The 25,599-nt window shown below is 44.3% G+C and carries 24 protein-coding genes; all 24 read right to left on the bottom strand.

Going from position 1 to position 25,599, the window contains the following annotated elements:
• Positions 1–43 precede the first annotated feature (43 nt).
• Entirely contained in the window at positions 44–679 is a 636-nt protein-coding gene (gene pyrE / locus ABE28_RS07650) for an orotate phosphoribosyltransferase (protein WP_064461808.1), read from the bottom strand.
• Entirely contained in the window at positions 673–1,389 is a 717-nt protein-coding gene (gene pyrF, locus ABE28_RS07645) for an orotidine-5'-phosphate decarboxylase (protein WP_064461807.1), read from the bottom strand. The genes pyrE and pyrF overlap by 7 nt, the downstream gene beginning before the upstream one ends.
• The gene (locus tag ABE28_RS07640) at positions 1,361–2,302 is read right to left on the bottom strand and encodes a dihydroorotate dehydrogenase (protein WP_064461806.1); all 942 of its coding nucleotides are present in this window, start codon (positions 2,300–2,302) and stop codon (positions 1,361–1,363) included. Before ABE28_RS07640 ends, pyrF begins: the two co-directional genes overlap by 29 nt.
• On the bottom strand, positions 2,299–3,078 hold the full coding sequence (locus tag ABE28_RS07635; protein ID WP_064461805.1) for a dihydroorotate dehydrogenase electron transfer subunit: 780 nt from the start codon (positions 3,076–3,078) through the stop codon (positions 2,299–2,301). Before ABE28_RS07635 ends, ABE28_RS07640 begins: the two co-directional genes overlap by 4 nt.
• Entirely contained in the window at positions 3,075–6,281 is a 3,207-nt protein-coding gene (carB, locus tag ABE28_RS07630; protein WP_064461804.1) for a carbamoyl-phosphate synthase large subunit, read from the bottom strand. The genes ABE28_RS07635 and carB overlap by 4 nt, the downstream gene beginning before the upstream one ends.
• On the bottom strand, positions 6,260–7,366 hold the full coding sequence (locus tag ABE28_RS07625) for a carbamoyl phosphate synthase small subunit (protein ID WP_064461803.1): 1,107 nt from the start codon (positions 7,364–7,366) through the stop codon (positions 6,260–6,262). Before ABE28_RS07625 ends, carB begins: the two co-directional genes overlap by 22 nt.
• The gene (locus ABE28_RS07620; RefSeq protein WP_064461802.1) at positions 7,366–8,649 is read right to left on the bottom strand and encodes a dihydroorotase; all 1,284 of its coding nucleotides are present in this window, start codon (positions 8,647–8,649) and stop codon (positions 7,366–7,368) included. The genes ABE28_RS07625 and ABE28_RS07620 overlap by 1 nt, the downstream gene beginning before the upstream one ends.
• Positions 8,612–9,547, bottom strand: coding sequence for an aspartate carbamoyltransferase catalytic subunit (locus tag ABE28_RS07615; RefSeq protein WP_064461945.1), 936 nt, complete (start codon positions 9,545–9,547; stop codon positions 8,612–8,614). The genes ABE28_RS07620 and ABE28_RS07615 overlap by 38 nt, the downstream gene beginning before the upstream one ends.
• A gap of 198 nt (positions 9,548–9,745) precedes the next feature.
• On the bottom strand, positions 9,746–11,035 hold the full coding sequence (locus tag ABE28_RS07610; RefSeq protein WP_064461794.1) for a solute carrier family 23 protein: 1,290 nt from the start codon (positions 11,033–11,035) through the stop codon (positions 9,746–9,748).
• Between the two features lie 170 nt (positions 11,036–11,205).
• Positions 11,206–11,751, bottom strand: a complete 546-nt coding sequence (gene pyrR, locus ABE28_RS07605; RefSeq protein ID WP_064461792.1) for a bifunctional pyr operon transcriptional regulator/uracil phosphoribosyltransferase PyrR — start codon at positions 11,749–11,751, stop codon at positions 11,206–11,208.
• A gap of 191 nt (positions 11,752–11,942) precedes the next feature.
• Positions 11,943–12,860: an RluA family pseudouridine synthase gene (locus tag ABE28_RS07600; RefSeq protein ID WP_064461790.1), complete on the bottom strand. Its 918-nt coding sequence runs from the start codon at positions 12,858–12,860 to the stop codon at positions 11,943–11,945.
• Positions 12,853–13,323, bottom strand: coding sequence for a signal peptidase II (gene lspA, locus ABE28_RS07595; protein ID WP_064461788.1), 471 nt, complete (start codon positions 13,321–13,323; stop codon positions 12,853–12,855). The genes ABE28_RS07600 and lspA overlap by 8 nt, the downstream gene beginning before the upstream one ends.
• Positions 13,324–13,865: 542 nt before the next feature.
• The gene (ileS, locus tag ABE28_RS07590; RefSeq protein WP_064461787.1) at positions 13,866–16,634 is read right to left on the bottom strand and encodes an isoleucine--tRNA ligase; all 2,769 of its coding nucleotides are present in this window, start codon (positions 16,632–16,634) and stop codon (positions 13,866–13,868) included.
• Positions 16,635–17,027: 393 nt separating this feature from the next.
• Positions 17,028–17,543 (bottom strand): DivIVA domain-containing protein, encoded by a 516-nt coding sequence (locus ABE28_RS07585; protein ID WP_061144556.1) that lies wholly within the window; start codon positions 17,541–17,543, stop codon positions 17,028–17,030.
• 85 nt (positions 17,544–17,628) lie between these two features.
• Positions 17,629–18,402, bottom strand: a complete 774-nt coding sequence (locus ABE28_RS07580; protein ID WP_064461785.1) for a YlmH family RNA-binding protein — start codon at positions 18,400–18,402, stop codon at positions 17,629–17,631.
• Between the two features lie 100 nt (positions 18,403–18,502).
• Positions 18,503–18,769: a YggT family protein gene (locus ABE28_RS07575; protein ID WP_064461783.1), complete on the bottom strand. Its 267-nt coding sequence runs from the start codon at positions 18,767–18,769 to the stop codon at positions 18,503–18,505.
• 6 nt (positions 18,770–18,775) lie between these two features.
• Positions 18,776–19,237: a cell division protein SepF gene (locus tag ABE28_RS07570; RefSeq protein WP_064461781.1), complete on the bottom strand. Its 462-nt coding sequence runs from the start codon at positions 19,235–19,237 to the stop codon at positions 18,776–18,778.
• 21 nt (positions 19,238–19,258) lie between these two features.
• On the bottom strand, positions 19,259–19,930 hold the full coding sequence (locus ABE28_RS07565; protein ID WP_064461779.1) for a YggS family pyridoxal phosphate-dependent enzyme: 672 nt from the start codon (positions 19,928–19,930) through the stop codon (positions 19,259–19,261).
• 2 nt (positions 19,931–19,932) lie between these two features.
• On the bottom strand, positions 19,933–20,760 hold the full coding sequence (gene pgeF, locus ABE28_RS07560; protein ID WP_064461777.1) for a peptidoglycan editing factor PgeF: 828 nt from the start codon (positions 20,758–20,760) through the stop codon (positions 19,933–19,935).
• A 56-nt stretch (positions 20,761–20,816) separates the two neighbouring features.
• Positions 20,817–21,086, bottom strand: a complete 270-nt coding sequence (locus ABE28_RS07555; protein ID WP_064461775.1) for a YlmC/YmxH family sporulation protein — start codon at positions 21,084–21,086, stop codon at positions 20,817–20,819.
• A 231-nt stretch (positions 21,087–21,317) separates the two neighbouring features.
• On the bottom strand, positions 21,318–22,097 hold the full coding sequence (sigG, locus tag ABE28_RS07550; protein WP_064461773.1) for an RNA polymerase sporulation sigma factor SigG: 780 nt from the start codon (positions 22,095–22,097) through the stop codon (positions 21,318–21,320).
• Positions 22,098–22,247: 150 nt separating this feature from the next.
• Positions 22,248–22,967 carry an RNA polymerase sporulation sigma factor SigE gene (sigE, locus tag ABE28_RS07545; protein ID WP_064461771.1) on the bottom strand — a complete coding sequence of 240 codons (720 nt, stop codon included), beginning with the start codon at positions 22,965–22,967 and terminating at the stop codon, positions 22,248–22,250.
• Positions 22,968–23,025: 58 nt separating this feature from the next.
• Entirely contained in the window at positions 23,026–23,952 is a 927-nt protein-coding gene (gene spoIIGA, locus ABE28_RS07540; protein ID WP_064461769.1) for a sigma-E processing peptidase SpoIIGA, read from the bottom strand.
• A gap of 473 nt (positions 23,953–24,425) precedes the next feature.
• Complete coding sequence (gene ftsZ / locus ABE28_RS07535) at positions 24,426–25,580, bottom strand: cell division protein FtsZ (RefSeq protein WP_064461767.1); 1,155 nt, start codon at positions 25,578–25,580, stop codon at positions 24,426–24,428.
• Positions 25,581–25,599 lie beyond the last annotated feature (19 nt).

Raw genomic sequence — 25,599 nt, 5'->3', positions numbered from 1 at the left:
AAATGGAGGTGGCCCAATCTATATGTTTGGGTCACCTCCATTTTCATGCCGATATCCAGGCTGTATCCGCCGGATTCTCGCGCCATTTTTTCAGCTTTTCCAATTCTTCTGCCGTGATGTAGCCTTTTTCATTAGCGACCTTGATTAAAGTCGAGTAGTCACTCAAGGAATGGTTTGTGATGCCTTCAGCACTGAACTTTTCTTTTCCCTTTTCCAATTCGTAAGTAAAGATCGAAACCACTCCAAGAACTTCACATCCCGCCTCTTTAAGCGCATCAACAGCCGTAATAACACTGCCTCCGGTTGAAATCAAATCTTCCACAACCACCACTTTTTGTCCTGGAACGGCTCTGCCTTCGATTTGGTTGCCCTTTCCATGCTCCTTCGCTTTAGAGCGAACATAGCACATCGGGGCATTTAATTTGTCACTGACCCAAGCTGCATGAGGAATGCCGGCAGTAGCAGTTCCGGCAATCAGCTCGGCTTCAGGGAAATGCTTTTCAATCAATTCCTTTAAGCCTTCCGCGATTTCCGTGCGTACCTCTGGGTAAGAAAGGGTTAAGCGGTTGTCACAATAAATCGGTGACTGAATTCCCGATGCCCAGGTGAATGGGTCATTCGGCTGCAGGTATACTGCTTTTATTTCCAATAGATGTTCTGCAATCGTTTCGTTTAACATGATATTCCCTCCCAAGCTGCTTTCATATCTAAATACGCTTTTAATGGATCCTTCGACGCCGTTATCGCTCTCCCTACGACGATGGCATCCGCCCCAAAGCTCCTTGCCTGCTCAGGCGTGGCAATTCTGGTTTGGTCATGTACGTTGCCGCCTGCACTGCGGATTCCTGGTGTGACAGTCAGAAATTTCCGGCCGATGCGATGATGGATGTCCTTCACTTCATGAGTGGAACACACAACGCCATCCAAGCCTGCCTGTTGAGTAAGCTTTGCATAATGGAGGACAGAATCCGTAAGTGATCCCGAGATGTTTTGTTCCTTGTTCATTTGTTCCTCGGAAGTGCTTGTCAGTTGAGTAACCGCTATGCATAACGGACGTTCTTTCCCTGCAGGCGTTCCCTTATCGAGACCCTCCATGGCTGCTTCCATCATCTTTTGACCGCCCGCTGCATGTACATTGACCATATCAGCACCTAATGTTGCCAAACCTGCCATAGCCATTTTGACCGTATTTGGAATGTCATGTAGTTTCAAATCCAGAAACACATCGTGACCCCGTTCCTTTATGGAGGAAATGATCGATGGTCCATTTTGATAAAATAGTTCCATCCCTACTTTTAGTGCCAGTTTTTCCGACGGGAACTGACTCAGGAATCGTTCCGTCTGAATGACATCAGGAAAATCAAGGGCGATAATTAACGACTGCTTCATTCTGCTTCCAACTCCTTCCGATACATTGTGAAATATGGTCATATCCGAGCTCATCCAGCAATTTCGGCAATTCATCAATGATCGTCGGGCATACAAAGGGATCGACGAAGTTGGCTGTCCCGACAGCAACTGCACTGGCACCAGCATAGAAAAACTCGATGACATCTTCTGCTGTTGCGATTCCGCCCATTCCGATTATCGGAATCGACACTTGCTGGCTCACCTCATAGATCATCCTGAGGGCAACCGGTTTGATTGCAGGACCTGATAGTCCCCCCGTCCGGTTCGATAGGATCGGCTTGCCCGTTTTCAAATTCAATCGCATGCCTACCAATGTATTGATCATTGTCAGCCCATCGGCACCGCCTTGTTCAACCGCCTTGGCCATTTCCACGATATCACTGACATTCGGTGAAAGCTTCACGTATACAGGCACCGAAGATACTTCCTTGACTGCCCTTGTGACTTCTTTGGCAACTTCCGGTACCGTCCCGAAAGCGATGCCCCCTTCTTTTACATTCGGACAGGAAATATTCAATTCGAGTGCCTTGACATTCCCACACTTACTTATTTCACGGGCGACCTTAACATAGTCCGTTATTTGTGAACCGGCAACGTTAGCGATGATCGGTACATCATACGTGCCTAGCCAAGCCAGCTCGTCACTGATTACCTTCTCCAGGCCTGGATTTTGCAGGCCGATAGCGTTCAGCATGCCTGAAGAGGTTTCCGCAACACGCGGAGTCGGATTCCCGAATCTAGGCTCTGGTGTCGTCGCTTTAATCATGATGGCCCCTAGAACATCCAAATCGAAAAACTGGCTATATTCACGGCCGAATCCAAAACAGCCGGAGGCCGGCATGACCGGATTTTTCAAATGCAAGCCGGGTAACTCAACTGAAAGTCTGCTCATAAAACCACCTCTCCTGCCCGGAACACGGGTCCATCACTGCATACCTTTTTGTAACTGAAACCATCCGGATCATCTCCTGTATGACACACACAGGCAAAGCAGGCGCCGATGCCGCAGCCCATCCTTTCCTCAAGGGACAGGTAAAGCTTTTTCTCGCGATAGCCCGCTTCCAACGCTTTTAACATCGGCGTCGGCCCGCATGAGAAGATCGTTGCAAAATCTTGCTCCAGGTTGTCAATCACAGTCGTCACAAAGCCTTCTGTCCCATATGAACCATCCACTGTAGCAATATACGTATCACCTAATTCACTAAACTCTTTTTCGTAAAAGATGGCTGACTTCGTTTGGAAGCCCAATACATGTATGACCTTCACCCCATTAGCGACCAGCATCTGTGATAGCTGGTATAGGGGCGGGACACCAATCCCGCCACCAACCAATAACGCCGTTTCCCCCTCTTTCGCTTCATGAACGGGAAACCCATTGCCTAAGGGACCAAGGATATCGACCGCTTCAGCCTGTTTTCGTTGCGATAACAGGGTCGTACCTTTCCCTTCTGCCCGGTATATCATCGTGAACCGTTTATCACTGGTGTCATAAGAAGAAATGGAAATCGGGCGTCGTAGCAAAGGCTCAGCTCCTTCTGTTGTCTTGACTTGGACAAACTGGCCAGGCTGGTTCATTTCCGAAACCAATTCGCCTTGTAGAGTAAGTTCAAATATGGAGGGGGCAAGCTCTTTATGAGTTAACACCTTCATTCTTTCCTTCTTGATCATATATAGCTCACCTCACGACTTTTTTCCATTTTCCCCATTGCTTCGGCAGAGAAGGTCATGGATTCTATCACTCTCAAAATCGCTTCAGCCGTATCGAGTGACGTTAAGCATGTCACGCCATTTTCAACCGATTCACGACGGATCCTAAACCCATCACGTTCAGGTTGCTTTCCTTTTGTCAAAGTATTTATGACGAATTGCGCTTCCCCGTTCCTGATGACATCCAATAGATTCCTGCCTTCTTCACCGATTTTACCAACGATCGAATTCGGGATTCCCGCTTGCTTCAATAGGGCCGCAGTTCCGCTCGTGGCGATCAACTTGAAACCGATATTATGGAACCGTCTTGCCAAAAGAAGTGCTTCTTGTTTATCCTTATCCGATATCGTCAATAAGACCGAACCATGACCTTTAATTTTGAAGCCGGAAGCTACCAGCCCTTTATATAAAGCTTTTTCAAGTGTACTATCTTTACCCATCACTTCACCGGTCGATTTCATTTCAGGTCCGAGAGAAATATCCACACCCCTTAATTTCGCAAAGGAAAAGACTGGAACTTTCACATACACCCCGGTTTGTTCTGCCACTAATCCGGATTGATGGCCTTGGCTTTCAAGCGAATGGCCCAGAATGGCCTTCGTCGCTAAGTTAGCCATCGGCACATTCGTAATCTTACTCAAGAATGGAACCGTTCTGCTTGAACGTGGATTCACTTCAATAACATACACTTCTTCATTGCTTATGACATATTGAATATTCAAGAGTCCAATTATATTCAACCCTTTTGCCAATCTCGTCGTATAGTCGATGATCACTTCTTTTTGTTTGTCCGTTAAATTTTGGGGTGGATAGACGGCGATCGAATCACCAGAATGGACGCCAGCGCGTTCGATATGCTCCATGATCCCTGGTATGACGACCGTTTTCCCATCGGATATCCCGTCAACTTCCACTTCCTTCCCCGTCAAGTAACGGTCAATCAGAACCGGATGATCTGGATTTATTTTTACGGCATTTTTCATGTAATGCAGCAATTCTTCTTGTTTATAGACGATTTCCATCGCTCTTCCTCCAAGAACATACGATGGCCTTACTAATACCGGGTAACCAATATCATCTGCAATGACGATCGCTTCTTCTACAGATGTAGCGGTTTTGCCCTTTGGCTGCGGAATGTCCAAATCCTTCAGGGCCTTTTCGAATTTATTGCGATTTTCCGCCCTATCCAAATCTTCCAATGAAGTGCCAAGGATTTTGACACCCCTTTCCACGAGTCCATCTGCAAGGTTTATCGCTGTCTGTCCGCCAAACTGGACAATGACCCCTTCCGGTTTTTCCAAGTCGATGACATGCATGACATCTTCAAGTGTCAAAGGTTCGAAATAAAGCTTGTCGGAGATACTGAAATCCGTCGAAACGGTCTCCGGATTATTGTTGATGATGATCGCTTCATATCCTGCTTCCTTGATTGCCCAGACCGAATGTACGGTGGCATAATCAAACTCTACCCCTTGCCCAATCCGAATCGGGCCAGACCCCAGGACAATGACACTTTTCTTGTCTGTGACGATGGATTCATTTTCATCTTCGTATGTTCCGTAAAAATATGGTGTTTCCGATTCAAATTCCGCCGCACAAGTATCAACCATTTTATAAACAGGGATGATTCCTTGTTGTTTCCGATACTCATAGACTTCCATTTCGGCAACTTCCCATATTTCTGCAATCGTTTTGTCAGAAAAACCTAGTTCTTTAGCCTTTTGCAAAACATCACAATTAAAGGAATGCCGTTTAAGCTCCGTTTCAAAGTCAATGATCTTTTTCAACTTATGGAGGAAGAATAAATCGATTTGGCTCCATTCGTGAATGGTTTCGATCGTTTTCCCCCTTCTTAGAGCTTCACCGATATAGAATAACCGCTCATCCCCCGCTTTGCGTATCCGTTTCTCTATTTTTTCGTCCTCAAACTCGTCATTCAACTCCAGATGGTATATGCCTGCTTCAAGGGAGCGTACAGCTTTCATGATCGATTCTTCGAATGTACGGCCGATTGCCATGACTTCTCCCGTCGCCTTCATTTGGGTACCGAGCCTGCGATTCGCACTTTCGAACTTATCGAATGGCCAGCGTGGGATTTTCGTTACGACATAGTCAAGTGCCGGTTCGAAGCTCGCATAAGTTTTGCCTGTGACCGGGTTCATCATCTCATCAAGCGTCAAACCAACCGCTATTTTTGCTGCAAGCTTGGCAATCGGATATCCAGTTGCCTTTGAAGCAAGTGCTGACGAACGGCTAACCCTCGGGTTCACTTCAATGACGTAGTATTGGTAGCTATCAGGATCCAAAGCTAGCTGTACATTGCAACCTCCTTCAATTTTCAAGGCACGGATAATTTTCAAGGATGTATTTCTGAGCATTTGATACTCTCTGTCACTTAATGTTTGGCTTGGTGCCGCAACGATCGAATCCCCGGTATGGACACCCACCGGATCGAAGTTCTCCATATTACATACGACAATGGCATTATCGTTGGAATCACGCATCACTTCATATTCCACTTCTTTGAAACCGGCAATGCTTTTCTCGAGCAGGCACTGGTGAACGGGACTGCTTTTCAGACCGCCCTCAACGATTTCGATCAGCTGCTCCTCGTCATCACAAATCCCGCCGCCTGTTCCGCCAAGCGTGAAGGCAGGGCGGACGATGACCGGATAACCGACCCGTTCCACGAATGTATAAGCCTCATCCAGATTATGAATGATGTCGCTGTCAGGAACAGGCTCGCCAAGGTCATTCATAAGCGTTCGGAAAAGGTCACGGTCTTCCGCCTGCTGGATGGCGGAAAGTTTCGTCCCAAGGATTTGCACATTGCATTCTTCCAGGATTCCTGAATCGGCCAATTCAACGGCCATATTCAGCCCAGTCTGTCCGCCAAGTGTAGGTAGAAGGGCATCTGGACGCTCTTTACGAATGATTTTGCTGACAAATTCCAAAGTGATCGGTTCAATATATACCGCATCAGCCATTTCACTGTCTGTCATGATTGTAGCGGGGTTCGAGTTGATAAGGATTACCCGGTAGCCTTCTTCTTTTAAGGCGATACATGCTTGAGTTCCAGCGTAATCGAACTCGGCAGCCTGTCCGATGACAATCGGACCGGAACCAATTACTAGGATGCTTTTTATATCTGTGCGTTTTGGCATGTTAATTCCCCCTTGGTAGTTGCAGTTTCAATCATCTGTAAAAATTCGTTGAATAAGTAGTTGGCGTCTTCCGGACCCGGTGATGCTTCAGGATGATATTGTACGGTGAAGGCCGGGTACTGCTTATGGCGAAGTCCTTCAATCGTACCGTCATTCAACGCTGTATGTGTCACGATAAGTTCCGTCTGCCCGACGGAAAGCTCTTCGACCGTATAACCGTGATTTTGGGAAGTGATCGATACCTTCCCTGTGCGAAGGTCTTTCACAGGATGATTGGAACCCCTGTGGCCGAATTTTAATTTTTCCGTATCTGCTCCATTAGCAAGGGCGAATAGCTGATGCCCTAAACAGATTCCGAATAACGGCACTTTCGTTTGGATGATGCGAATCATCTCAAGCGTCTCATGCACGCTTTTCGGATCTCCAGGACCGTTAGAAAGCATCACTCCATCCGGATGATATTGCAGCACTTCCTCAGCCGTCACGTTATAAGGAACGACCACTACATCACAGCCGCGCTTCGTCAGCTCACGCAATATTCCATGTTTCATTCCATAGTCAACTAGAACGACCCGGGGACCTCTGCCTGGACTTGAATACGGTGCTTTCGTTGAAACCTGCTTCACCTGATTGGTCGGACTCACCGTTGCTTTCAGCTGTGAAACAATGTCTTCGGCATCTTTATTGATGTTGCAGATCGCGCCTTTCAGGGCACCTGATTTCCTGATGATCCTTGTCAGCTTCCTCGTATCGATTCCGCTTATTCCAGGTATGTTCTTCATTTTCAAATATTCATCAAGAGATGATTGGCTGCGCCAGTTGGAAGGAAGATCTGCCGTTTCTTTAACGACAAACCCAGCGATAGCCGGGTCGATCGATTCGAAGTCATCCCGGTTAATCCCGTAGTTTCCGATCAATGGATACGTTAGTGTGACGATTTGGCCACAATATGATGGATCGGATAGAATTTCCTGATATCCTGTCATCCCTGTATTAAAAACGACCTCGCCTATTCTTTCTACGTCCCCGCCGAATGCTTCCCCAAGGAAAATCGTTCCGTCTTCTAAAATTAGTTGTCTTTTCATCAATGAACACGTCCTTTTTCCCAAGCTATTTTACCTTCCGAAATCGTCATGACCGGCCAGCCATAGCAGCTCTTTTCATTGAAAGGTGTATTTTTCCCTTTTGATGCAAATTCTTCTGCATTAATTTCTTGAACGGCCTCCAAGTCGATGAGCACGATATCGGCAATGGCGCCTTCCTTCAGTTCCCCATATGGAAGAGAGAAGCTTTCAGATGGTTTGATTGTCAGGAAATCGACCAGTTGCTTTAATGTCAGGACTTCCTTCTTGACCAATTCGGTATATAGCAGCGGAAAGGCTGTTTCCAACCCTACTATTCCAAAAGGAGCCAGCTGCATTCCTTGTGCTTTTTCCTCAGCTCCATGTGGGGCATGATCCGTTGCAATGAAATCGATGGTGCCATCAAGCAGCCCTTCAATCAACGCGTCCCGATCTTCACGCCCTCTTAATGGCGGGTTCATTTTATAGTTAGCATCAAGCCCTGGTATATCATCTTCACACAATAATAAGTGATGCGGCGTAACCTCGGCTGTCACCCGAATGCCAGCGCGTTTGGCATCGCGTACGGTTCTGACCGATTCCTTCGTCGATATGTGGCAAACATGGTAATGACAGTCCGCCGCTTCCGCAAGGAGAATATCCCTGGCGATATGTACAGCCTCGCATACAGACGGTATTCCATTGATTCCCTGCTCTTTAGAGAATCTCCCTTCATGGACGGATCCTTTATTGATCAAGCTATTATCTTCACAATGAGCGACAATCGCCATATCTTGGGCGGCAGCCCGCTTCATTGCTTCAAGCATCATTCCCGCTTCTTGAATCCCTACACCATCGTCCGTAAAGGCGAAAGCACCCGTTTGCTTCAATGAAGAAAAATCAGTCAGTTCTTTGCCCGCTTCCCTTATCGTGATGGATGCATAAGGAAGGACCCGTACATGTGCCGTTTCGTCGATTTTCCGATTAAGCTCTTCTAAGTGTTCCACTGTATCCGGAACCGGCCTTGTATTGGGCATCGCAGCTACCGTTGTGAAACCGCCCCTTGCCGCTGCAAGCGTACCGCTTTCGATCGTTTCCTTATGTTCACCGCCCGGCTCACGTAAATGGACATGCAGGTCAATGAAGCCAGCTGTAATAAGCAATCCTTTTGCATCCACTACGTTACAATTTTCCGTTGCCAAGTCCTCGCCTATTTTCGTGATGACCTTTCCTTCCATTTCGATGTCCGTTTTTTTGAATGAATTTTGATTATCTAGCAATACTCCATTTTTTATGACAGTTTTCATGGTTCATTCCCCCTTCGGATTGTTCGAGCACATTTTTCAATACGGCCATTCTAATGAATACGCCATTTTCCATTTGCTTAAAAATTCTTGAACGGCTGCATTCGACTAAGTCGCTGTCAATTTCAACACCGCGGTTTATTGGTGCAGGGTGCATGATTATAGCGCCCTGTTTCATATTTTTTTCACGTTTCTTCGTCAGGCCGAAACGTTCCAGATAGTCCCCATTTGCGTGGTCGTAATTTTCACTATGCCTTTCATGCTGGATCCTGAGCAGCATCACGACATCCGAAGTCACCATCGCTTCATCAATATCCTGATAACGTCCCAAACCGTTGTCTCTGTCAAACCATTCAGGCGGACCTGAGAATACGACCTCCGCCCCTAAACGCGTTAATGCTTCAGCATTCGATTTGGCGACCCGGCTATGCCTCACGTCGCCGATTATTGCAATCTTCAGACCTTTGAAACTATTAAACTCTTGTTTTATCGTCAATAAGTCCAGTAATGACTGTGTCGGATGATTACCGCATCCATCGCCGGCATTGATTATCGGAATTTTGACTTTCCCTTTCAATTCTTCAAAATAATTGTCCTGCTCATGGCGGATGATCAAAGCCTTGACGCCTATTGCCTCAAGCGTTTTGACTGTGTCATACAAGGTCTCTCCTTTTAAAACGGATGAAGTGCCAGCATCAAAAGGAATGACATCCAAGCCCAGTTTCCTTTCAGCCATTTCGAAGCTTGATTTGGTACGCGTACTCGGCTCAAAGAAAAGATTGGCAACCATGGTCTGCAGTTTAGGGTTCCAGCATGATCCATTGGCAAATCCCTCTGCTTCATCCAGAATCCCTTCGATTTCTGTTACAGTCAATTCATTCATCGTGAATAATTTTTTCATCAATCCTGCTCCTTTCACAATCGTGATGCGAGGCATGAAAAAACACCCCGCCTTTTAAGGACAGGGTGTAGGTCATAAAGACGCGTGAGCAAAAGGACTGGTTACAAGCTTAATCCCGTTCTCTTCATCTTTACACAACACCCTTTTAAGCCTCTCTGGACTTCTTTTAAAAGGTGATTTATTTAAATTCAGTTTTTCTTATTTTCCAAAGATATCCTCTGATATTTTTTCCCGGTCAGGTAAGATCTGGTTAAGAAGGATTCCTACAATTGCCGAAAGTGCCATTCCGGAAAGCGATACCGTTTCCGATAGTTGCACGAACGCTCCCCCGATCCCCAACACGAGAATGACAGATGCGATCATCAGGTTTCTTTTTTTGTCAAAATCAACCTTATTATCAACCAGCATCCTCAGCCCGCTAGAAGCGATGATCCCAAAGAGCAAGATTGAAATGCCGCCCATCACCGCTGTAGGTATCGAGCTTATGACCGCTGAAATCTTGCCGTTGAAGCCAAAGATGATCGCAGCCACAGCTGCCCCGCCGATGATATACACGCTGTATGCCTTCGTCATTGTCAGGACCCCGATATTTTCACCATAAGATGTCAGCGGCGGTCCTCCAATGAAGGAGCCTATCATGATACCGGCTCCATCCCCTAGGATCGAGCGATGCAAGCCTGGCTTTTCCAAAAAGTTTCTCCCGACTACCTTACTTAAAACCATCTGATGTCCGATATGCTCCGATAAAGTGACGATGGCAACCGGCACCATGATTGCAATGACTTCCCATGAGAAGGTCGGAGTATAGGTGACATATGGGACCATGAAATCAGGCATTTGAAACCATTTGGCTTTCTGTATTGGTGAGTAATCTATTATTCCCGCAATAGCCGAGCACCCGTAGCCCACTATAATTCCCATTAATATTGGGATCAAATTAAGGAAGCCCTTAAAGAATATGTTACAGATGATGGTTACCGCTAAAGTGATTAGCGCTATGATTATATATGTGACGCTATATTTTTTTTGCGGATCATACATGGCCATGTTCACGGCCGTTCCGGCGAGGCTTAGCCCAATTACGATAATGACCGGACCTACCACAACAGGAGGAAGTAAATTCATTAACCAGCGCAAGCCGACTTTTTGGATGATCAAGGCTACCATCCCGTATATCAATCCTGCTGCAAAACAGCCAATCATGGCTGCTTCAGGTCCGCCTAACGCCTTTGCCGCAATGATGGGCGTAATGAAGGCGAAGGATGAGCCAAGATAAGCAGGAATTTTCCCCTTGGTTATCAATAGGTAGGATAGTGTTCCCAATCCGCTTGAAACCAGCGCCACCGCAGGGCTTAAGCCCACTAGGAATGGCACGAGCACCGTTGCGCCGAACATGGCGAACAAATGCTGGATGCTTAATGTAATCCATTGACCAACCTTTGGCACATCCTCGACATCAAGTACGATGTCCCTTTTAACTTCTTCCATTTAAGTGTCCTCCTCATGATGCATCAAAACGGCAAAAACCCTCTTTGTCTAGACAAAGAGGGTTTCACGGGCGTGCCAGCCCATAGATAGGCACACACTTCCCGATTGACTCCCCTTTGCCAGCCTCTCTGGACTGTCTTTAAAAGGGTTCTATGAAATTTTCAGCTTGTTTATTTTTCTAATATAGTGACTTGATCTACTTCATCCACTTCTGTCAGTGTTACGGTTATTTTCTCGGACTGTGATGTAGGAACGTTTTTCCCGACGAAATCGGCCCGTATCGGAAGTTCCCTATGCCCTCGGTCAACCAATACTGCGAGCTGGACTTGCGAAGGCCTTCCCAGATCCACCAAAGCATCCATTGCCGCTCTGACCGTCCTGCCCGTGAAAAGGACATCATCTACCAAAATCACTTTCTTGTCGCTGATATTGACTGGAATGTCGGATCCATTTACAACTGGATCGCCGTCATTCGTTTTTTTGGAAAGGTCATCGCGATATAGTGTAATATCAAGTTCACCGAGTTGGATTGTCTTACCTTCTATTTGATTGATGCGTCTGGCCAGTCGATCGGCAAGGAAAATCCCGCGTGTGCGAATCCCGATTAATACGCAATCTTCAATCCCCTTGTTTTTCTCAATAATCTCATGGGCAATTCTCGTCAGTGCTCTGCCAATGGCCTGTTCATCAAGTACTATCGCTTTCTCATTCAACATCTCGGCCACCTCGGTCCTTTTTCCTGATAGGTTCCTTCAACAAAAAATCCTCATGCCAAGAAGGCATGAGGATTTTTAACGACGTAGGCATAGTCATCCCACTCGTGTATCCGTTTCCTTCTCAGTCTCTCTGAACTGTGTTAAAGGTTCTCGTTAAGTTGTTATTATAATATATCATAAATAAGGGTTTGTCAATCCTTACTTCTGCGTAACTGTTCAATTAGCTGTTCGAACTCTTCCGGAATCGGGGCTTCGAATTCGATATACTCATTGGTACGGGGGTGGATGAAACCTAGAAGGCCGGCGTGCAACGCTTGTCCATCCAGCTTCAAGGTCTTCTTCGGTCCATATTTAGGATCCCCTGCGAGCGGGAAGCCAATGTATTTCATGTGAACGCGGATTTGATGGGTCCTTCCTGTTTCAAGTTGGCATTCCACCAAAGTGAAAGCATTGAAACGTTCGATTACCCGGAAATGTGTAACGGCACTTTTGGAATTCGAATCCGTCACGGTCATGCTTTGACGATCCTTTTTATCCCTGCCGATCGGTGCATCGATCGTTCCAAAATCATGAGGGATCACACCATGGACTATTGCTTGATACTTACGGGTAACCGTCTTGTCGACAAGCTGCTGGACAAGTTTTTCGTGTGCCATGTCGTTTTTGGCAACCATCAATAGACCAGATGTATCTTTGTCGATTCGATGGACGATTCCGGGACGCATCACGCCGTTAATTCCGGATAGGTCTTTACAGTGAGCCATCAAACCATTCACAAGCGTGCCTGATATATGGCCAGGTGCTGGGTGGACAACCATTCCGCTCGGTTTATTAACCACAAGCACATCTGCATCTTCATAATAGATATCCAAATCCATTTCCTCTGCCACTGCATCCAATTCCTCAAGTTCGGGAATCGTCACTTCGATCGTATCGCCAGGAATTGACTTATAATTCGTTTTTATAGCCAAGCCATTCACTAATACATGATCATCTTTGATCCATTGCTGGACTTGGGTACGCGACCATTCCTCATTCAAAGTCGACAGTGCCTTATCAATCCTGACACCTTTTAGTGTTTCATCAATGCTGTATAACCTTTTATCCATTATCTTTCTCCTTAGCGTTTTTTTCTTCTAATAACATATGAATCACGAGCAGTCCGACTCCAATTGAAAGCGAAGCATCGGCAACATTGAATACCGGAAAACTGTAGCTGAAAATATAGGTATGAACGAAATCCACTACTTCCTGGCGAGCGATCCGATCGATGAAGTTTCCGATTGCACCACCTAGCATGAGGCCAAGGGCCACTCCAAGCAAACGGCTTTGCTTTGCCATTTTCTGAATATAATAGACAAGTCCAATAATGACAGCGATGGTGATGATGTAGAAAAACCACATTTGTCCTTGTAGAATTCCCCATGCTGCCCCACGATTACGATGCGAGGTAATATATAGAAGGTTTTCAATAATTTCAATGCTTTCTCCGTACTCCATTTTTTTCACAATCATCCATTTTGTCAGCTGATCGAGAGCAATGACCAAAAGGGCAATTAAATAATAAAACACATTTTTTCCCCCAAACTAATCAAATCTTCACTTTTGAATTGTAGCATAAACTAGAAATAATGACTAATGCGAAAAGTATAATTGCCTGGCAATATCTCGTTAAAAGATCAGATAAAAAAAGACCATGCATATAAAGAGCGATCAAAATGCAGACAAAGTCGATAATAATGGAGTTCTTCCACAGTTGGAGGTTTATACTTAGACCGTTCCAATCCCCTGTAAGAGTTTTGTCTTCCGTTCCTTTTCACTCAGCTTTCAAACGTAAACGAATCTTATTGCCAGCATTTTCATGAGCCTGTACGGTATACGAAAACAGCCTTAAAAATGAGTTTGTACCGACTTTACCCTATACACGTTCTCGAAAAGAAAATAAGGCTCATTTCTTTCTCCAACAAGACTATATATACCATAAACCTGGAATGAGAGTTGCCTGTTTTAACATTCGATGAAAATCAAAAAGGTTTCGAAATGTGATCATTTCGAAACCTTTTTGTAGATAAGCTGCCCCCTCCTTTATAAAAGGAGGGACATCACTTCTTCAATCATTGATTTACATAATGTTCTTTCACTACTGTTGCACAGCGCGGGCATAATGTTGGATGTTCCTCCACTTGACCCACTTGTTTTGAAACATTCCAGCAACGCTCACATGTTTCACCTTCGGCTTTCGTAACGGCGATTGCGATGTCCTCAAGTTTAACCGCTTCCGCTGGCGCATTTGACACATCCCCAGCAAGTTCAAATTCAGATACGATGAATAATTGTTCAAAACTCTCCTTGATGCTATCAAGCAGGTTTTTAGTTTCTTCATTCACGTATACCTTCACTTTTGCGTTCAGCGATTTTCCGATGATCTTCTGGTTACGCGCTTCTTCCAATGCTTTTAGTACGTTGTCACGGACGTTCATGAATGACGTCCATTTCTCTTCGATGGCTTGTGCATCATCAACGGAAATTTCTTCAGGCATCAATGTCAATTGAACACTTTCTTCCGTTACACCAGGAATGAATGCCCATACTTCATCAGCCGTATGCGAAAGGATTGGCGAAACCAATTTAGTCAAGCTTACCAATGATTCGTATAGGACCGTTTGAATGGCCTTACGTTCTTTCCCGTTTGGTGCTTCACAATATAAAATGTCTTTCGCATAATCAAGATAAAACGAACTTAAATCCTGTGTGCAGAAGTTATTGACCATATTATAAATTGTCGCAAACTCATAATTTTCATAACTTAATTTGGACTGGGTGATCAGCTTATTCAATTTAACCAACATATATCGGTCGACTTCTGGTAATTCTTGGATTGCCACTTTGTCGGTTTCCGGATTGAACCCATCCAAGTTTCCTAATAGGAAGCGGAATGTATTACGGATTTTGCGATACACTTCAGAGACTTGTTTTAAGATAGGATCTGAAACCCTGACATCTGATTGGTAATCGACCGATGCGACCCAAAGGCGTAATATATCTGCACCAAGCTGATTCATCACCTTTGATGGCAACACGACGTTCCCGATCGACTTACTCATTTTGCGGCCTTCGCCATCCAAAGCGAACCCGTGGCTCAATACGCCTTTATATGGTGCTTTCCCGGTTACGGCAACACTCGTTGAAAGTGAAGAGTTAAACCAGCCACGATATTGATCGGAACCTTCTAAATAAAGATCTGCAGGACGCTGCAGGTCTTCTCTTTCTTCAAGTACAGCTTGATGAGATGAGCCCGAGTCGAACCATACATCCATGATATCCGTTTCTTTCGTGAAGGTGCCATTTGGGCTGCCTTCATGAGTATATCCATCCGGAAGTAAATCTTTCGCTTCCCGTTCAAACCAGATATTCGATCCGTGTTCACGGAATAAGTTTGAAATATGGTTGATCGTTTCATCCGTGATGATCGGCTCGCCATTTTCAGCATAAAGGACTGGAATCGGTACGCCCCATGCACGTTGACGGGAGATACACCAATCTCCGCGGTCACGGACCATATTGAATAGCCGTGTTTCGCCCCAAGCAGGAACCCACTTCGTTTCTTCGATGGCCTCCAGAAGTTCACTGCGGAAGTCTTTGATGGACGCGAACCATTGTGCCGTTGCACGGAAAATCGTCGGTTTCTTCGTACGCCAGTCATGTGGATAAGAATGAGTGATGAACGTCAAGTTTAATAACGCGCCAGCCTCGGCTAATTTCTCCGTAATTGGTTTATTCGCTTGATCATAGAATAATCCGGCAAATTCACCTGCCTCCTCAGTCATGACTCCTTTTTCATCGACAGGGCAAAGTACATCCAAGCCGTATTTTTGTCCGACGATAAAGTCATCTTCACCATGTCCTGGAGCAGTATGAACACAGCCCGTTCCAGCTTCGGTCGTAACGTGCTCACCAAGCATCACTAAAGATTCGCGATCATAAAGAGGGTGTTTGGCAACCGCACGGTCCAACTCGCTCCCTTTTACCGTTTTGACGATGGACGGGTTATCCCAGCCTAGTGTTTCCTTAACTGACTCAAGAAGCGCTTCAGCAATTAAGAATTTTTCATTTTCGACAGCCACTACGACGTAATTTAATTGCGGATGCAGAGAGATACCTAGGTTAGCGGGAATCGTCCAAGGAGTTGTGGTCCAAATGATGATTTTGACGCCTTCGTCGATTACACCTTTACCATCCGTTACCTCAAAAGCAACATAGATAGACGCAGAACGTTTGTCTTGATATTCAATTTCAGCTTCCGCAAGAGCTGATTCACTGGAAGGAGACCAGTATACAGGTTTTTTCCCTTTATAAATATAGCCTTTTTTCGCCATATCACCGAAGACCTTGATTTGCTGGGCTTCATATTCAGGCTTTAATGTGATGTAAGGGTTATCCCAATCCCCGCGTACCCCAATCCTTTTGAACTGCTCGCGTTGATTATCAATCTGGACATAAGCATATTCTTCACAAAGCTTCCTGAATTCAGCTACGCTCATTTCTTTCCGCTTTACGCCTTTTTTTGTCAATGCCGTTTCGATTGGAAGACCGTGCGTATCCCAGCCTGGTACATATGGTGCTTGAAAACCGCTCATCGATTTAAAGCGAACAATGAAATCTTTTAAAACCTTATTCATCGCATGCCCCATGTGGATATCACCGTTAGCGTATGGCGGGCCATCGTGTAAAATGAATAAAGGGCGTCCAGCCGTTTGTTCCTGCACTTTTTTATAGATATTCATTTCTTTCCATTTCTCTTGGATCTCCGGCTCACGTTTTGGTAAATTGCCGCGCATTGGAAATTCTGTTTTTGGCATCAATAAGGTATCTTTGTATTCCATAATAACATCCTCCATCCGTCTATACACAAATTCATGGGAACTAAAGAAACAGGTATAGGGGCAAAATAAAAAGCCCTCTCATCCCTAAATAAAGGGACGAGAAAGCTTTGCTTCCCGCGGTACCACCCTAGCTAGAAGGATTCACAAAGTGGATCCAACCTCTCGAGCATTCGTAACGTGAATGAAACGCATCATCTACTACTGCAAAAGCAGGTTCAATTCAGAACTCGAGGGTGATCTTCGATATCTTCGCTTATTCCGGGCTTTCACCACCCCCGGTCGCTATTAATAAGTATGTGAAGAATTTACTTTCCCTGTCATCGTCTATTGTCATCATGAATTGTATTGTTAAAAAATTATATGCGAAAAAAGTGTTGAAAGTCAAGGAATCGTTTAAATTTCCTCTTCCACTCTCTCATTTAATTCTATTTCAGTCGCATCCACTTCGTAATCAAGAAGATGGTCCCAATCATCATTGTCCAACAAATCCAACTGTGCACCGACAAGCATTTTAAAACGGGTGCGGAATACTTTGGATTGTTTTTTCAAATCCTCGATATCCATTGCTATTTTCCTTGCCTTCACAAGTGACTCATTGACGATCCGATCTGCATTTTTCTCTGCTTCCTTTATGATCAGCTTTGCTTCTTTTTGGGCATTGCGCCTTAATTCCTCAGCTGCTTCTTGTGCGACAATAATCGACTTATTCAGTGTACCCTCGATTGTCGTAAAATGGCCTAAACGATCATAAGTCTCGTTCAATTTATCTTCAAGTTCTTTTTTCTCCCTCAAAATCAGTTCATAGTCTTTAATGACCTGGTCGAGAAACTCATTTACTTCATCTTCATCATACCCTCGAAATACTTTATTAAATTCCTTGTTATGTATATCTATCGGGGTTAAGGGCATTACGGCACCTCCAGAACGGTTTCTACTCTAACATATTAAAACTCTATATTCGACAATAAATGTATAAATCCTGCTTAATTTTGAATTATTTTTGTCGGCCTAACGTGATTCTCCACTTATTCTTCTTGGTTTTTCCATCTATCGACATTATTTTGCATCTGCCAAAGCCTCTTATCGATAACGTATCGCCCTCGCGGCATTCATCAGAAACATTTTCAGTTTGCTTGAAATTGACCTTCACCTTACCTGATGTTATCAAGGCTTGCGTTTTTTGACGTGACATGTTCAGTACGGCAGAAAGCACACTATCTAGCCTTAGGGAACTGACGGTGGTTATTTGTTCTTCCCATTTTTCTTGAACTTGGATGATATTCCCGATCGGTAGCCGTTTGATGGAAACGGAAGCTTTACCTATCTTTTCTAGATTCCCTGTTAGGTATGCTTCCATCTCCTCGGCAGCAACAAATTGAATACACTCCTCAGTCACGATTATATCGCCGAATTTTTCACGTTTTACCCCAAGTGACATCAAGGTTCCAAGTATTTGCCTATGTTCAAGCGTTACAAATTTTTTTGGATAGGAAATATCGTATAAGGAGATATTGAAATCCGATGGTTCAGGAGAGTAATAATCAGGGTAAATGAGCACACGTTTTCGCTCAACGAAATCGCTTCCGCCGTTGAATTGCAGTTTGGCCTCCGAATCATTCCCTAATAAGGAAGTTAGGATTTCCTGCTGTCGCGGGTCAAGAAAATCAGTTAATTTCGGAGCGTAAGAATCCTTTACCTGATCGATCCAATTGATTGCCTGGTCGATGAACTCTTTCTCCTCCGGCCTGAAATGCTGATAAATACTCATGATTGTATAAATGCTCCTTAGTTATCAAATCTTTATTCCTTCGTACCCACTACACAGTGAAGGGCTTTCAGCTGTGCAGTTTGGTCTTTGCCGTTTTTTGTTAACGTACCAGCATCTGAAGGTAATTAATGCCATAACCACTGGCGAAGTTAAGCACCAGAAGGGCCACAAGCGGTGAAAGATCAATCATGCCAAGTGGTGGTATGAACCTTCTGAACGGCTCCAAATATGGTTCACAAATCTTCTCCAGGAATTGACCGATGGATGTTTCCCTTGCATTCGGAAACCATGACATCAATATGTATCCGATTAATGCCATCGAATAAATTTCAATTAAATAATATAAAACTTGAAGCACTAAACCCATTAATCATTACCACCTCGCTTCTTCATACTCCTCATCGACGGCGAAGCCGGTAATATTACCAGAAACATCGACGTTGTCAGGTGTACATAAGAATATGTCTGTTCCGATTTTTTGGATATCCCCGCTGATTGCATAGACAGTCCCACTTAGAAAATCGATGATTCGCTTTCCTTGATCATGCTGGATGCGTTGAAGGTTCACGACAACCGCCCGCCTATTCTTAAGATGGTCGGCTACCTCCTGGGCTTCTGCATAAGCACGAGGCTCCAATAATACTACTTTAGAAGATTTCTGGACGCTTTGCAAACTTACGATATTCTGATTGGCGTTAGTCCCTGCAGAAACTGGCTGCTGTTTAGCTGACTTCACGGTTTTTCGTTCAGCCTCCTCTTCCTCCACCACTTCATCCTTGTACTCGTACTCATCATCCAGTGCGAAATAAGATTTAAATTTTGATACGAACGACATCTTTAACGTACCTCCTTAAAATTATTCGCCTACAAGTGCCGTGCCAATCCTAATCATAGTAGCGCCTTCCTCGATGGCAACCATGAAATCATTTGACATCCCCATGGATAATTCCGTGCATGGCGCATGGGCAAACGCGGCATTTTGGATTTCCACCTGCAGATTTCTTAAGCTTCGGAAGCACTGACGTAATACTTGTACATCATCCGTCAACGGAGCCATCGTCATCAACCCTGCAACCTTCACCTTATCGAAACCGGCCAACTCCTTGATGAAGCCCATTACTGCCTTTGTGTCCATACCATGTTTTGATTCCTCACCTGAAACATTCACCTGCACTAAACAATTTATCGGCTCTTTTGCGCGTTTTTGAATTTCTTCCGCCAAAGAAATTCGGTCCAGTGAGTGAATATAGTTGATTTTATCAATGACATTCTTTACTTTTCGTGTCTGCAAGGATCCTATATAATGCCAGTTCGGCTTGTCCTTCAATACCGCGTACTTATTCAAAAGCCCTTCGTCACGGTTTTCACCTAAGTCGCTGATTCCCGCTTCCAAGGCTTCCTTCGCCCTCTCTACCGAAACATATTTCGTCACGGCGATCAACTTTATGGCTTCACGGCTCCTGCCGCTATTTTCACATGCTATATGTATCTTTTCTTCGATGTTTTTTAGATTATCCAATACTTTCACTATTAGCCTAAATCCTCCTTCCAACCGATAAAACTCATTAATCTGCCTGTCTTCCCGTTATCACGGCGGTGTGAAAAAAACAAGTCGTGATCGCAGCTTGTGCAGTATGATGTCATGTCAATTTGACTTATTGGAATTCCTGCTTTTTGAAGAACCAATCCATTAAGTTGCTTAAGATCTAACTGATATTGTCCTTCACTGATTAAATTATATGGCTTTTCGTCATTATCTTCCAGCAAATTCTGCACTAAATCGATGACTTTGTCATCAACGACATAGCACTTCGAGCAAATGGACGGCCCTATTACAGCAAATATCTCCGCTTCCTTTATACCCTCTCTTAGCCATGCCTCAACCATCTTTCGGGCAATTCCGTTTACACTACCCTTCCAGCCAGCATGCGCCACCCCAATCATACCATGCGCCGGAGCCAGAAAGTATAGCGGCACGCAGTCCGCATAGCACATCGTCAAAAGAACATTGCGATCCTTCGAATAGAATCCGTCAGTAGCTTTAAAGGCTGAAATGTAATCCGTTGAGCCTCTCCCGCCATCAAGGCTGGTCACTTGCAGGATTTGCGTTTCATGCGTCTGCTCCGCCCCTATCCAGCCATCAAGCGAAAAAGACAGCTTCTCTGCCAAGATCCCGCGATTTCCCTGGACATCTTCAAGCCGGTCACCAACATGGAAACCGGTATTCAATGATTGGAAATCTCCTGAACTGACTCCCCCATTTTTTGTGGTGAAGCCCGCTACGAGCTGGAGATTTTTTTGTCTCCAGCTGTCAATGAGCATATATTGATCATCTATTAAAACAAATGGCTCTTTCATGCTTTTAACCTCTTCATTTTTAGTCTAGTGTACCATAAATTTGCACGCTGCACCCCTTAAAACCGTTCATCTTTCAGTTCTGCTTGAAATACCGTCTGATGTTCAACGAGAATGACATCTGCACCGATTTTTTTTATTTTGCGCCATGGAATGACAATATCCTGCTCCTTACCGAAGAAACCCATTAACCTAGTGCCATTCGAAACGACAATCGCCTCAATTTTCCCTGTGGCCGTATCGATTTCAAGATCTGACATGTTGCCTAGTTTCTTCCCATCCGCTATATTGACGATATCCTTGATTTGAAATTCGGAAATCCTCGTCATCCCTCTCAGCTCCTCACAATTTCATCATAGATGAAGGTCCTATTCACATGTATATGACATGATTCACTTAAGGATGAAGAATCCGTTAAATAAACGTTATGCCTCCGTGTCTTCCCTTTTCACTGCCTATTTTTTGACAAAATAAAAAAGCCGCTACGGATAGGTGGCTTTGGGCGGGTAATGGACTTTGCTCGACTACCCGCTTCAGCTACTTTTTCTCATGCTCAGCTTCTACTGTTGGATATTTTTATTCATTTGCTTTATTGCCGCTTTTTCAAGCCGGGAAACCTGCGCCTGTGAAATGCCAATTTCTTCGGCTACCTCCATTTGCGTCTTTCCCTGGAAAAACCGTTTGCGAAGGATCATTTTTTCCCGGTCATTCAACCGTCTCATGCCTTCATTTATAGCTATTTCATCAATCCACGTACTATCTTTATTTTTTTCATCACTCAGTTGGTCGAGTACATAAATCGGATCCCCGCCATCATTATAAATCGGTTCAAAAAGTGAAACAGGATCTTGTATCGCATCAAGTGCAAAAACGATTTCTTCATGAGATACTTCCAACACCTTGGCGATTTCTTCAGCTGTTGGCTCACGAAGGGTCTGACTAATTAGCTTTTCTTTAACCTGCAAAGCTTTATAAGCGATGTCTCTTAAAGAACGGGAAACCCGAATAGGATTATTGTCACGAAGATATCTTCTGATTTCTCCAATAATCATCGGTACAGCATATGTTGAAAACTTAACATTTTGACCTAAGTCAAAGTTATCTATCGACTTCATCAACCCTATACAGCCTACCTGAAATAGATCATCAACATACTCTCCCCGATTATTAAAGCGCTGAATGACGCTTAGAACGAGTCGGAGATTCCCGTTTACCAGTTTCTCTCTTGCTGAATTATCGCCATCTTGCAGTTCTTTAAAGAGTTTTCTCATTTCTTCATTCTTCAAAACCGGTAATTTTGATGTATCCACACCGCAGATTTCAACCTTATTACGAGACAAAATTATTCCCTCCTCACAGGAGCGCTGTACAAAAAACAGTATTTCCGCGGGAGGGAAAAATATGCACATGGCCAGAACAGAAAATCGCCAATATTTTTTTTATCGCTACCAAAGTATTGATTTGATTGGTGTTTAGGCACTTATTTTTTTTTACACCATTTTATTAAATTCCTTTCTTAGCCTCTTAATGATCCGTTTTTCCAAACGAGAAATGTAGGATTGGGAAATGCCAAGCATATCGGCAACATCCTTTTGTGTTTTTTCTTCTCCGCCTGCGAGTCCAAACCTGAGTTCCATTATCTGTTTTTCGCGTTCGGATAGCTGCGTAAGAGCCTTTGTCAGCAGCTTGCGGTCCACGTTTGCTTCAAGATCTTTCGTGATGATGTCATCGTCCGTGCCAAGAACATCCGATAATAAAAGTTCATTTCCGTCCCAATCGATATTCAGCGGTTCATCAAAAGAAACTTCGGAACGGATTTTGTTATTTCTTCTTAAATACATCAAGATTTCATTTTCGATGCATCTAGAGGCATATGTAGCCAATTTGATTTTCTTCTCTGGATTGAACGTATTCACGGCCTTTATTAAGCCGATCGTGCCTATGCTGATTAGGTCTTCAATATTGATTCCCGTGTTTTCAAATTTCCTTGCAATATAGACGACCAATCGTAAATTGCGTTCGATCAATATCGATCGTGCCGCTTCATCGCCATTCGGCAATTTATTGATCAGTATTGCTTCTTCTTCCTTAGAAAGGGGCGGCGGCAGCGCCTCACTCCCTCCAATGTAAAATATTTCATCCGTTTTCAATCCAAGCTTGAACAATAGTTTGTACCAAAAATAAGTGAGCCGAAGAATGAGTTTCTTCAAAATAATTCTCCCTTCTAATAAACGGATTATGGGTCAAATGTTAGAGTGAATCAATGGTTCAGGAGGCATTTTGCACCGGGATGCCGGTTAACATTTTCGGGTGAACGATAGATTGATAGCTATTGTCGGGAGAGAGTTTCGAAAAGGTGAATGAAACGAGCCCTTGCTTAACGTGATATTCTTTTTCCCCTTGAACGATTTTGATGGAATCTGGCTTGATAGCGGTTAAAAGTTGATGTTCATGCCCGACGACCTTATAAGGGATGACCCGCATTCGTCCAGTCCATGAGTACTCGGGATGTTCTTCCTGCTTAATCAGGTTATCAGGGTTTTTAAAGAGCTCTAGCATATCGCTGGGAATCCCTGTTTCCCCTCCTGAAAGAGAAATGATCATCACCGGGGAACGTGAAATCGGATCATATAATTGATTCCCGGTATCCACCAGTCCGTGGAATGTCCCTTCAAAGTCAGAAATCTTAACGGAAACCAAAACCATTTGTTCATGTGTAAGCTTTGTCATTTCCATCCCTTCAAGTGTACGTCTGGAAAATTGCCAAGCAAGCGGGAATCCAATCATTACGAATATCCAGCTGACAGGGTCACCATAGCGATTGATTCCTGCATATTGACCAGGGTCCTTGGCTACGATTTGGAATTCGAATAAATAGTGAAGGCCCAAGAGGATTCCCCCGGATAAAAAAGTCACAAAGTATAAAGTGGCCACCGATTTCATGAAAAGTTTTAACCTATTAAATCCAAAGGTGATCAGCACCATGACCAGGGAAACAAAAATCTTCATGTACACTCTGTCCGCTATTGCATAAAAAGGAGTGAAGGCCAATACGATAATGAAAGAACCCACCAGACCGCCGATGCATACTCTCCATAATGCGACTCTTCGCTTAAGAATGATTGCTGTCCAATATAAAAGGAGGCAGTCAAATAACCAATTCAACAACCAGATCACATCTAAATATAAGGTCAAACACCATCCCCTCCCTTTAGGAACTAACCTTCCACTAGCAAAAAGTATAGCGTAACCAGCCTTAGAAAGTGTGTCACTTTTTGTACCGGAAACTTAAGAGTTTTTCAGTCATTTTTACCCTTTTTGTAGAAAAACAGCTCTTGAAATTTTTAATACTTTCCGGGAGACTATCCTGCTCCCTTTTACTTCTGTCGATTTATGTTTTAAAAGTTTACGATTTTATTGAGCTCCCTATCTATTTTCCTGAAATTCTTGAATCCCCCAGTCCTGCAAACGTTCATTCCAAACAATAAAAACATGCAAATGTATACGGCAGGATTAGCACACCTACAGGACATTTATGCACTTATAGAAGCTTCAACGAGAAAGTTACTTAGTGATAGCCACAAGAAGACGAATGTGGGCTATCACTAAAATCCAAATGAATGAACAAAAAACCGTCCCAAAAGGGGACGGTTTTTTTGATATAGATATTAACGGCGTCTATTGCGGTTGCGGAGAAAAGTTGGAATATCCAAAGCTTCTTCCCCTTGATTCGCATTACGGGCAGGCTGCTCATTGACTTCTTCCCTCTTCACTTCACGCTTCACATTAGTCTGAGGCGTTTGTTGAGTTTGCGGCCTTGATTGCTGCTGTCCAAGTGTCGGACGTCCAGTAGGGCGTATGGAAGCTTCCACTTCATTAAAGCCTGTTGCAATAACCGTCACAACGATTTCATCTTTAAGGTTTTCATTGATGACCGAACCAAAAATCATGTTTACATCCTGATCGGATGCAGTGGCAACGATATCAGCCGCTTCCTGAACTTCAAACAAGCTTAGGTTCGTTCCGCCAGTGATATTCATCAGCACACCTTGGGCTCCATCAATCGATGTTTCGAGTAACGGACTGGAAATGGCTTTTTTCGCCGCTTCTGCCGCACGGTTCTCTCCTGAGGAAATCCCGATGCCCATAAGAGCAGATCCTTTATTGGACATGATGGTCTTAACATCGGCAAAGTCCAAGTTAATTAGACCTGGAACCGCAATTAGATCTGAAATGCCTTGTACACCTTGACGAAGTACATTATCTGCCTCACGGAAAGCTTCAAGCATCGGCGTACTTTTATCGACGATTTCAAGAAGGCGGTCGTTTGGAATGACGATAAGTGTATCAACCGATTCCTTCATGGATGAAATGCCACCCTGTGCTTGTGTTGCCCGTTTTCTGCCTTCAAAAGTGAATGGCCGCGTGACTACACCAACTGTAAGCGCTCCTAGATCTTTAGCAATCCCAGCGATGACAGGGGCAGCTCCCGTTCCGGTGCCGCCACCCATTCCAGCGGTTACGAAAACCATATCGGCACCTTTGAGTGCTTCTTCAATCTGTTCTTTACTTTCTTCAGCAGCCTTTTTCCCTACTTCAGGATTGGCTCCAGCGCCCAATCCCCTCGTGAGCTTACCGCCGATTTGCATTTTAATTTCAGCTTTCGATAGATTAAGAGCTTGTGCGTCAGTATTGACAGAAATGAATTCAACACCTTGTACGCCATGCTCGATCATTCTGTTTACCGCATTGTTTCCGCCGCCGCCAACACCTATTACTTTAATCGTTGCTAATTGTTCTAAATTAGAATCAAACTCCAACATGACAATCCTCCTATTTTGA

Source organism: Peribacillus muralis, from assembly GCF_001645685.2.
GTDB lineage: Bacteria > Bacillota > Bacilli > Bacillales > DSM-1321 > Peribacillus > Peribacillus muralis_A.
Note: the sequence above shows the minus strand (reverse complement) of the source record. Positions and strands in the feature narration are given on the sequence as shown.

Bases quoted from the DNA above. Each gene is read 5' to 3' on its own strand.
- ABE28_RS07640 (WP_064461806.1), bottom strand. From the start codon at position 2,302: ATGAGCAGACTTTCAGTTGAGTTACCCGGCTTGCATTTGAAAAATCCG.
- ABE28_RS07555 (WP_064461775.1), bottom strand. From the start codon at position 21,086: ATGACGAGGATTTCCGAATTTCAAATCAAGGATATCGTCAATATAGCG.
- ABE28_RS07620 (WP_064461802.1), bottom strand. From the start codon at position 8,649: ATGAAAACTGTCATAAAAAATGGAGTATTGCTAGATAATCAAAATTCA.
- ABE28_RS07625 (WP_064461803.1), bottom strand. From the start codon at position 7,366: ATGAAAAGACAACTAATTTTAGAAGACGGAACGATTTTCCTTGGGGAA.
- carB (WP_064461804.1), bottom strand. From the start codon at position 6,281: ATGCCAAAACGCACAGATATAAAAAGCATCCTAGTAATTGGTTCCGGT.
- pyrF (WP_064461807.1), bottom strand. From the start codon at position 1,389: ATGAAGCAGTCGTTAATTATCGCCCTTGATTTTCCTGATGTCATTCAG.
- ABE28_RS07580 (WP_064461785.1), bottom strand. From the start codon at position 18,402: ATGAGTATTTATCAGCATTTCAGGCCGGAGGAGAAAGAGTTCATCGAC.
- pgeF (WP_064461777.1), bottom strand. From the start codon at position 20,760: ATGAAAGAGCCATTTGTTTTAATAGATGATCAATATATGCTCATTGAC.
- ABE28_RS07610 (WP_064461794.1), bottom strand. From the start codon at position 11,035: ATGGAAGAAGTTAAAAGGGACATCGTACTTGATGTCGAGGATGTGCCA.
- ABE28_RS07575 (WP_064461783.1), bottom strand. From the start codon at position 18,769: ATGGGTTTAGTGCTTCAAGTTTTATATTATTTAATTGAAATTTATTCG.
- ABE28_RS07635 (WP_064461805.1), bottom strand. From the start codon at position 3,078: ATGATCAAGAAGGAAAGAATGAAGGTGTTAACTCATAAAGAGCTTGCC.
- ABE28_RS07570 (WP_064461781.1), bottom strand. From the start codon at position 19,237: ATGTCGTTCGTATCAAAATTTAAATCTTATTTCGCACTGGATGATGAG.
- pyrR (WP_064461792.1), bottom strand. From the start codon at position 11,751: ATGTTGAATGAGAAAGCGATAGTACTTGATGAACAGGCCATTGGCAGA.
- pyrE (WP_064461808.1), bottom strand. From the start codon at position 679: ATGTTAAACGAAACGATTGCAGAACATCTATTGGAAATAAAAGCAGTA.
- ABE28_RS07585 (WP_061144556.1), bottom strand. From the start codon at position 17,543: ATGCCCTTAACCCCGATAGATATACATAACAAGGAATTTAATAAAGTA.
- ileS (WP_064461787.1), bottom strand. From the start codon at position 16,634: ATGGAATACAAAGATACCTTATTGATGCCAAAAACAGAATTTCCAATG.
- ABE28_RS07600 (WP_064461790.1), bottom strand. From the start codon at position 12,860: ATGGATAAAAGGTTATACAGCATTGATGAAACACTAAAAGGTGTCAGG.
- ABE28_RS07615 (WP_064461945.1), bottom strand. From the start codon at position 9,547: ATGAAAAAATTATTCACGATGAATGAATTGACTGTAACAGAAATCGAA.
- ftsZ (WP_064461767.1), bottom strand. From the start codon at position 25,580: ATGTTGGAGTTTGATTCTAATTTAGAACAATTAGCAACGATTAAAGTA.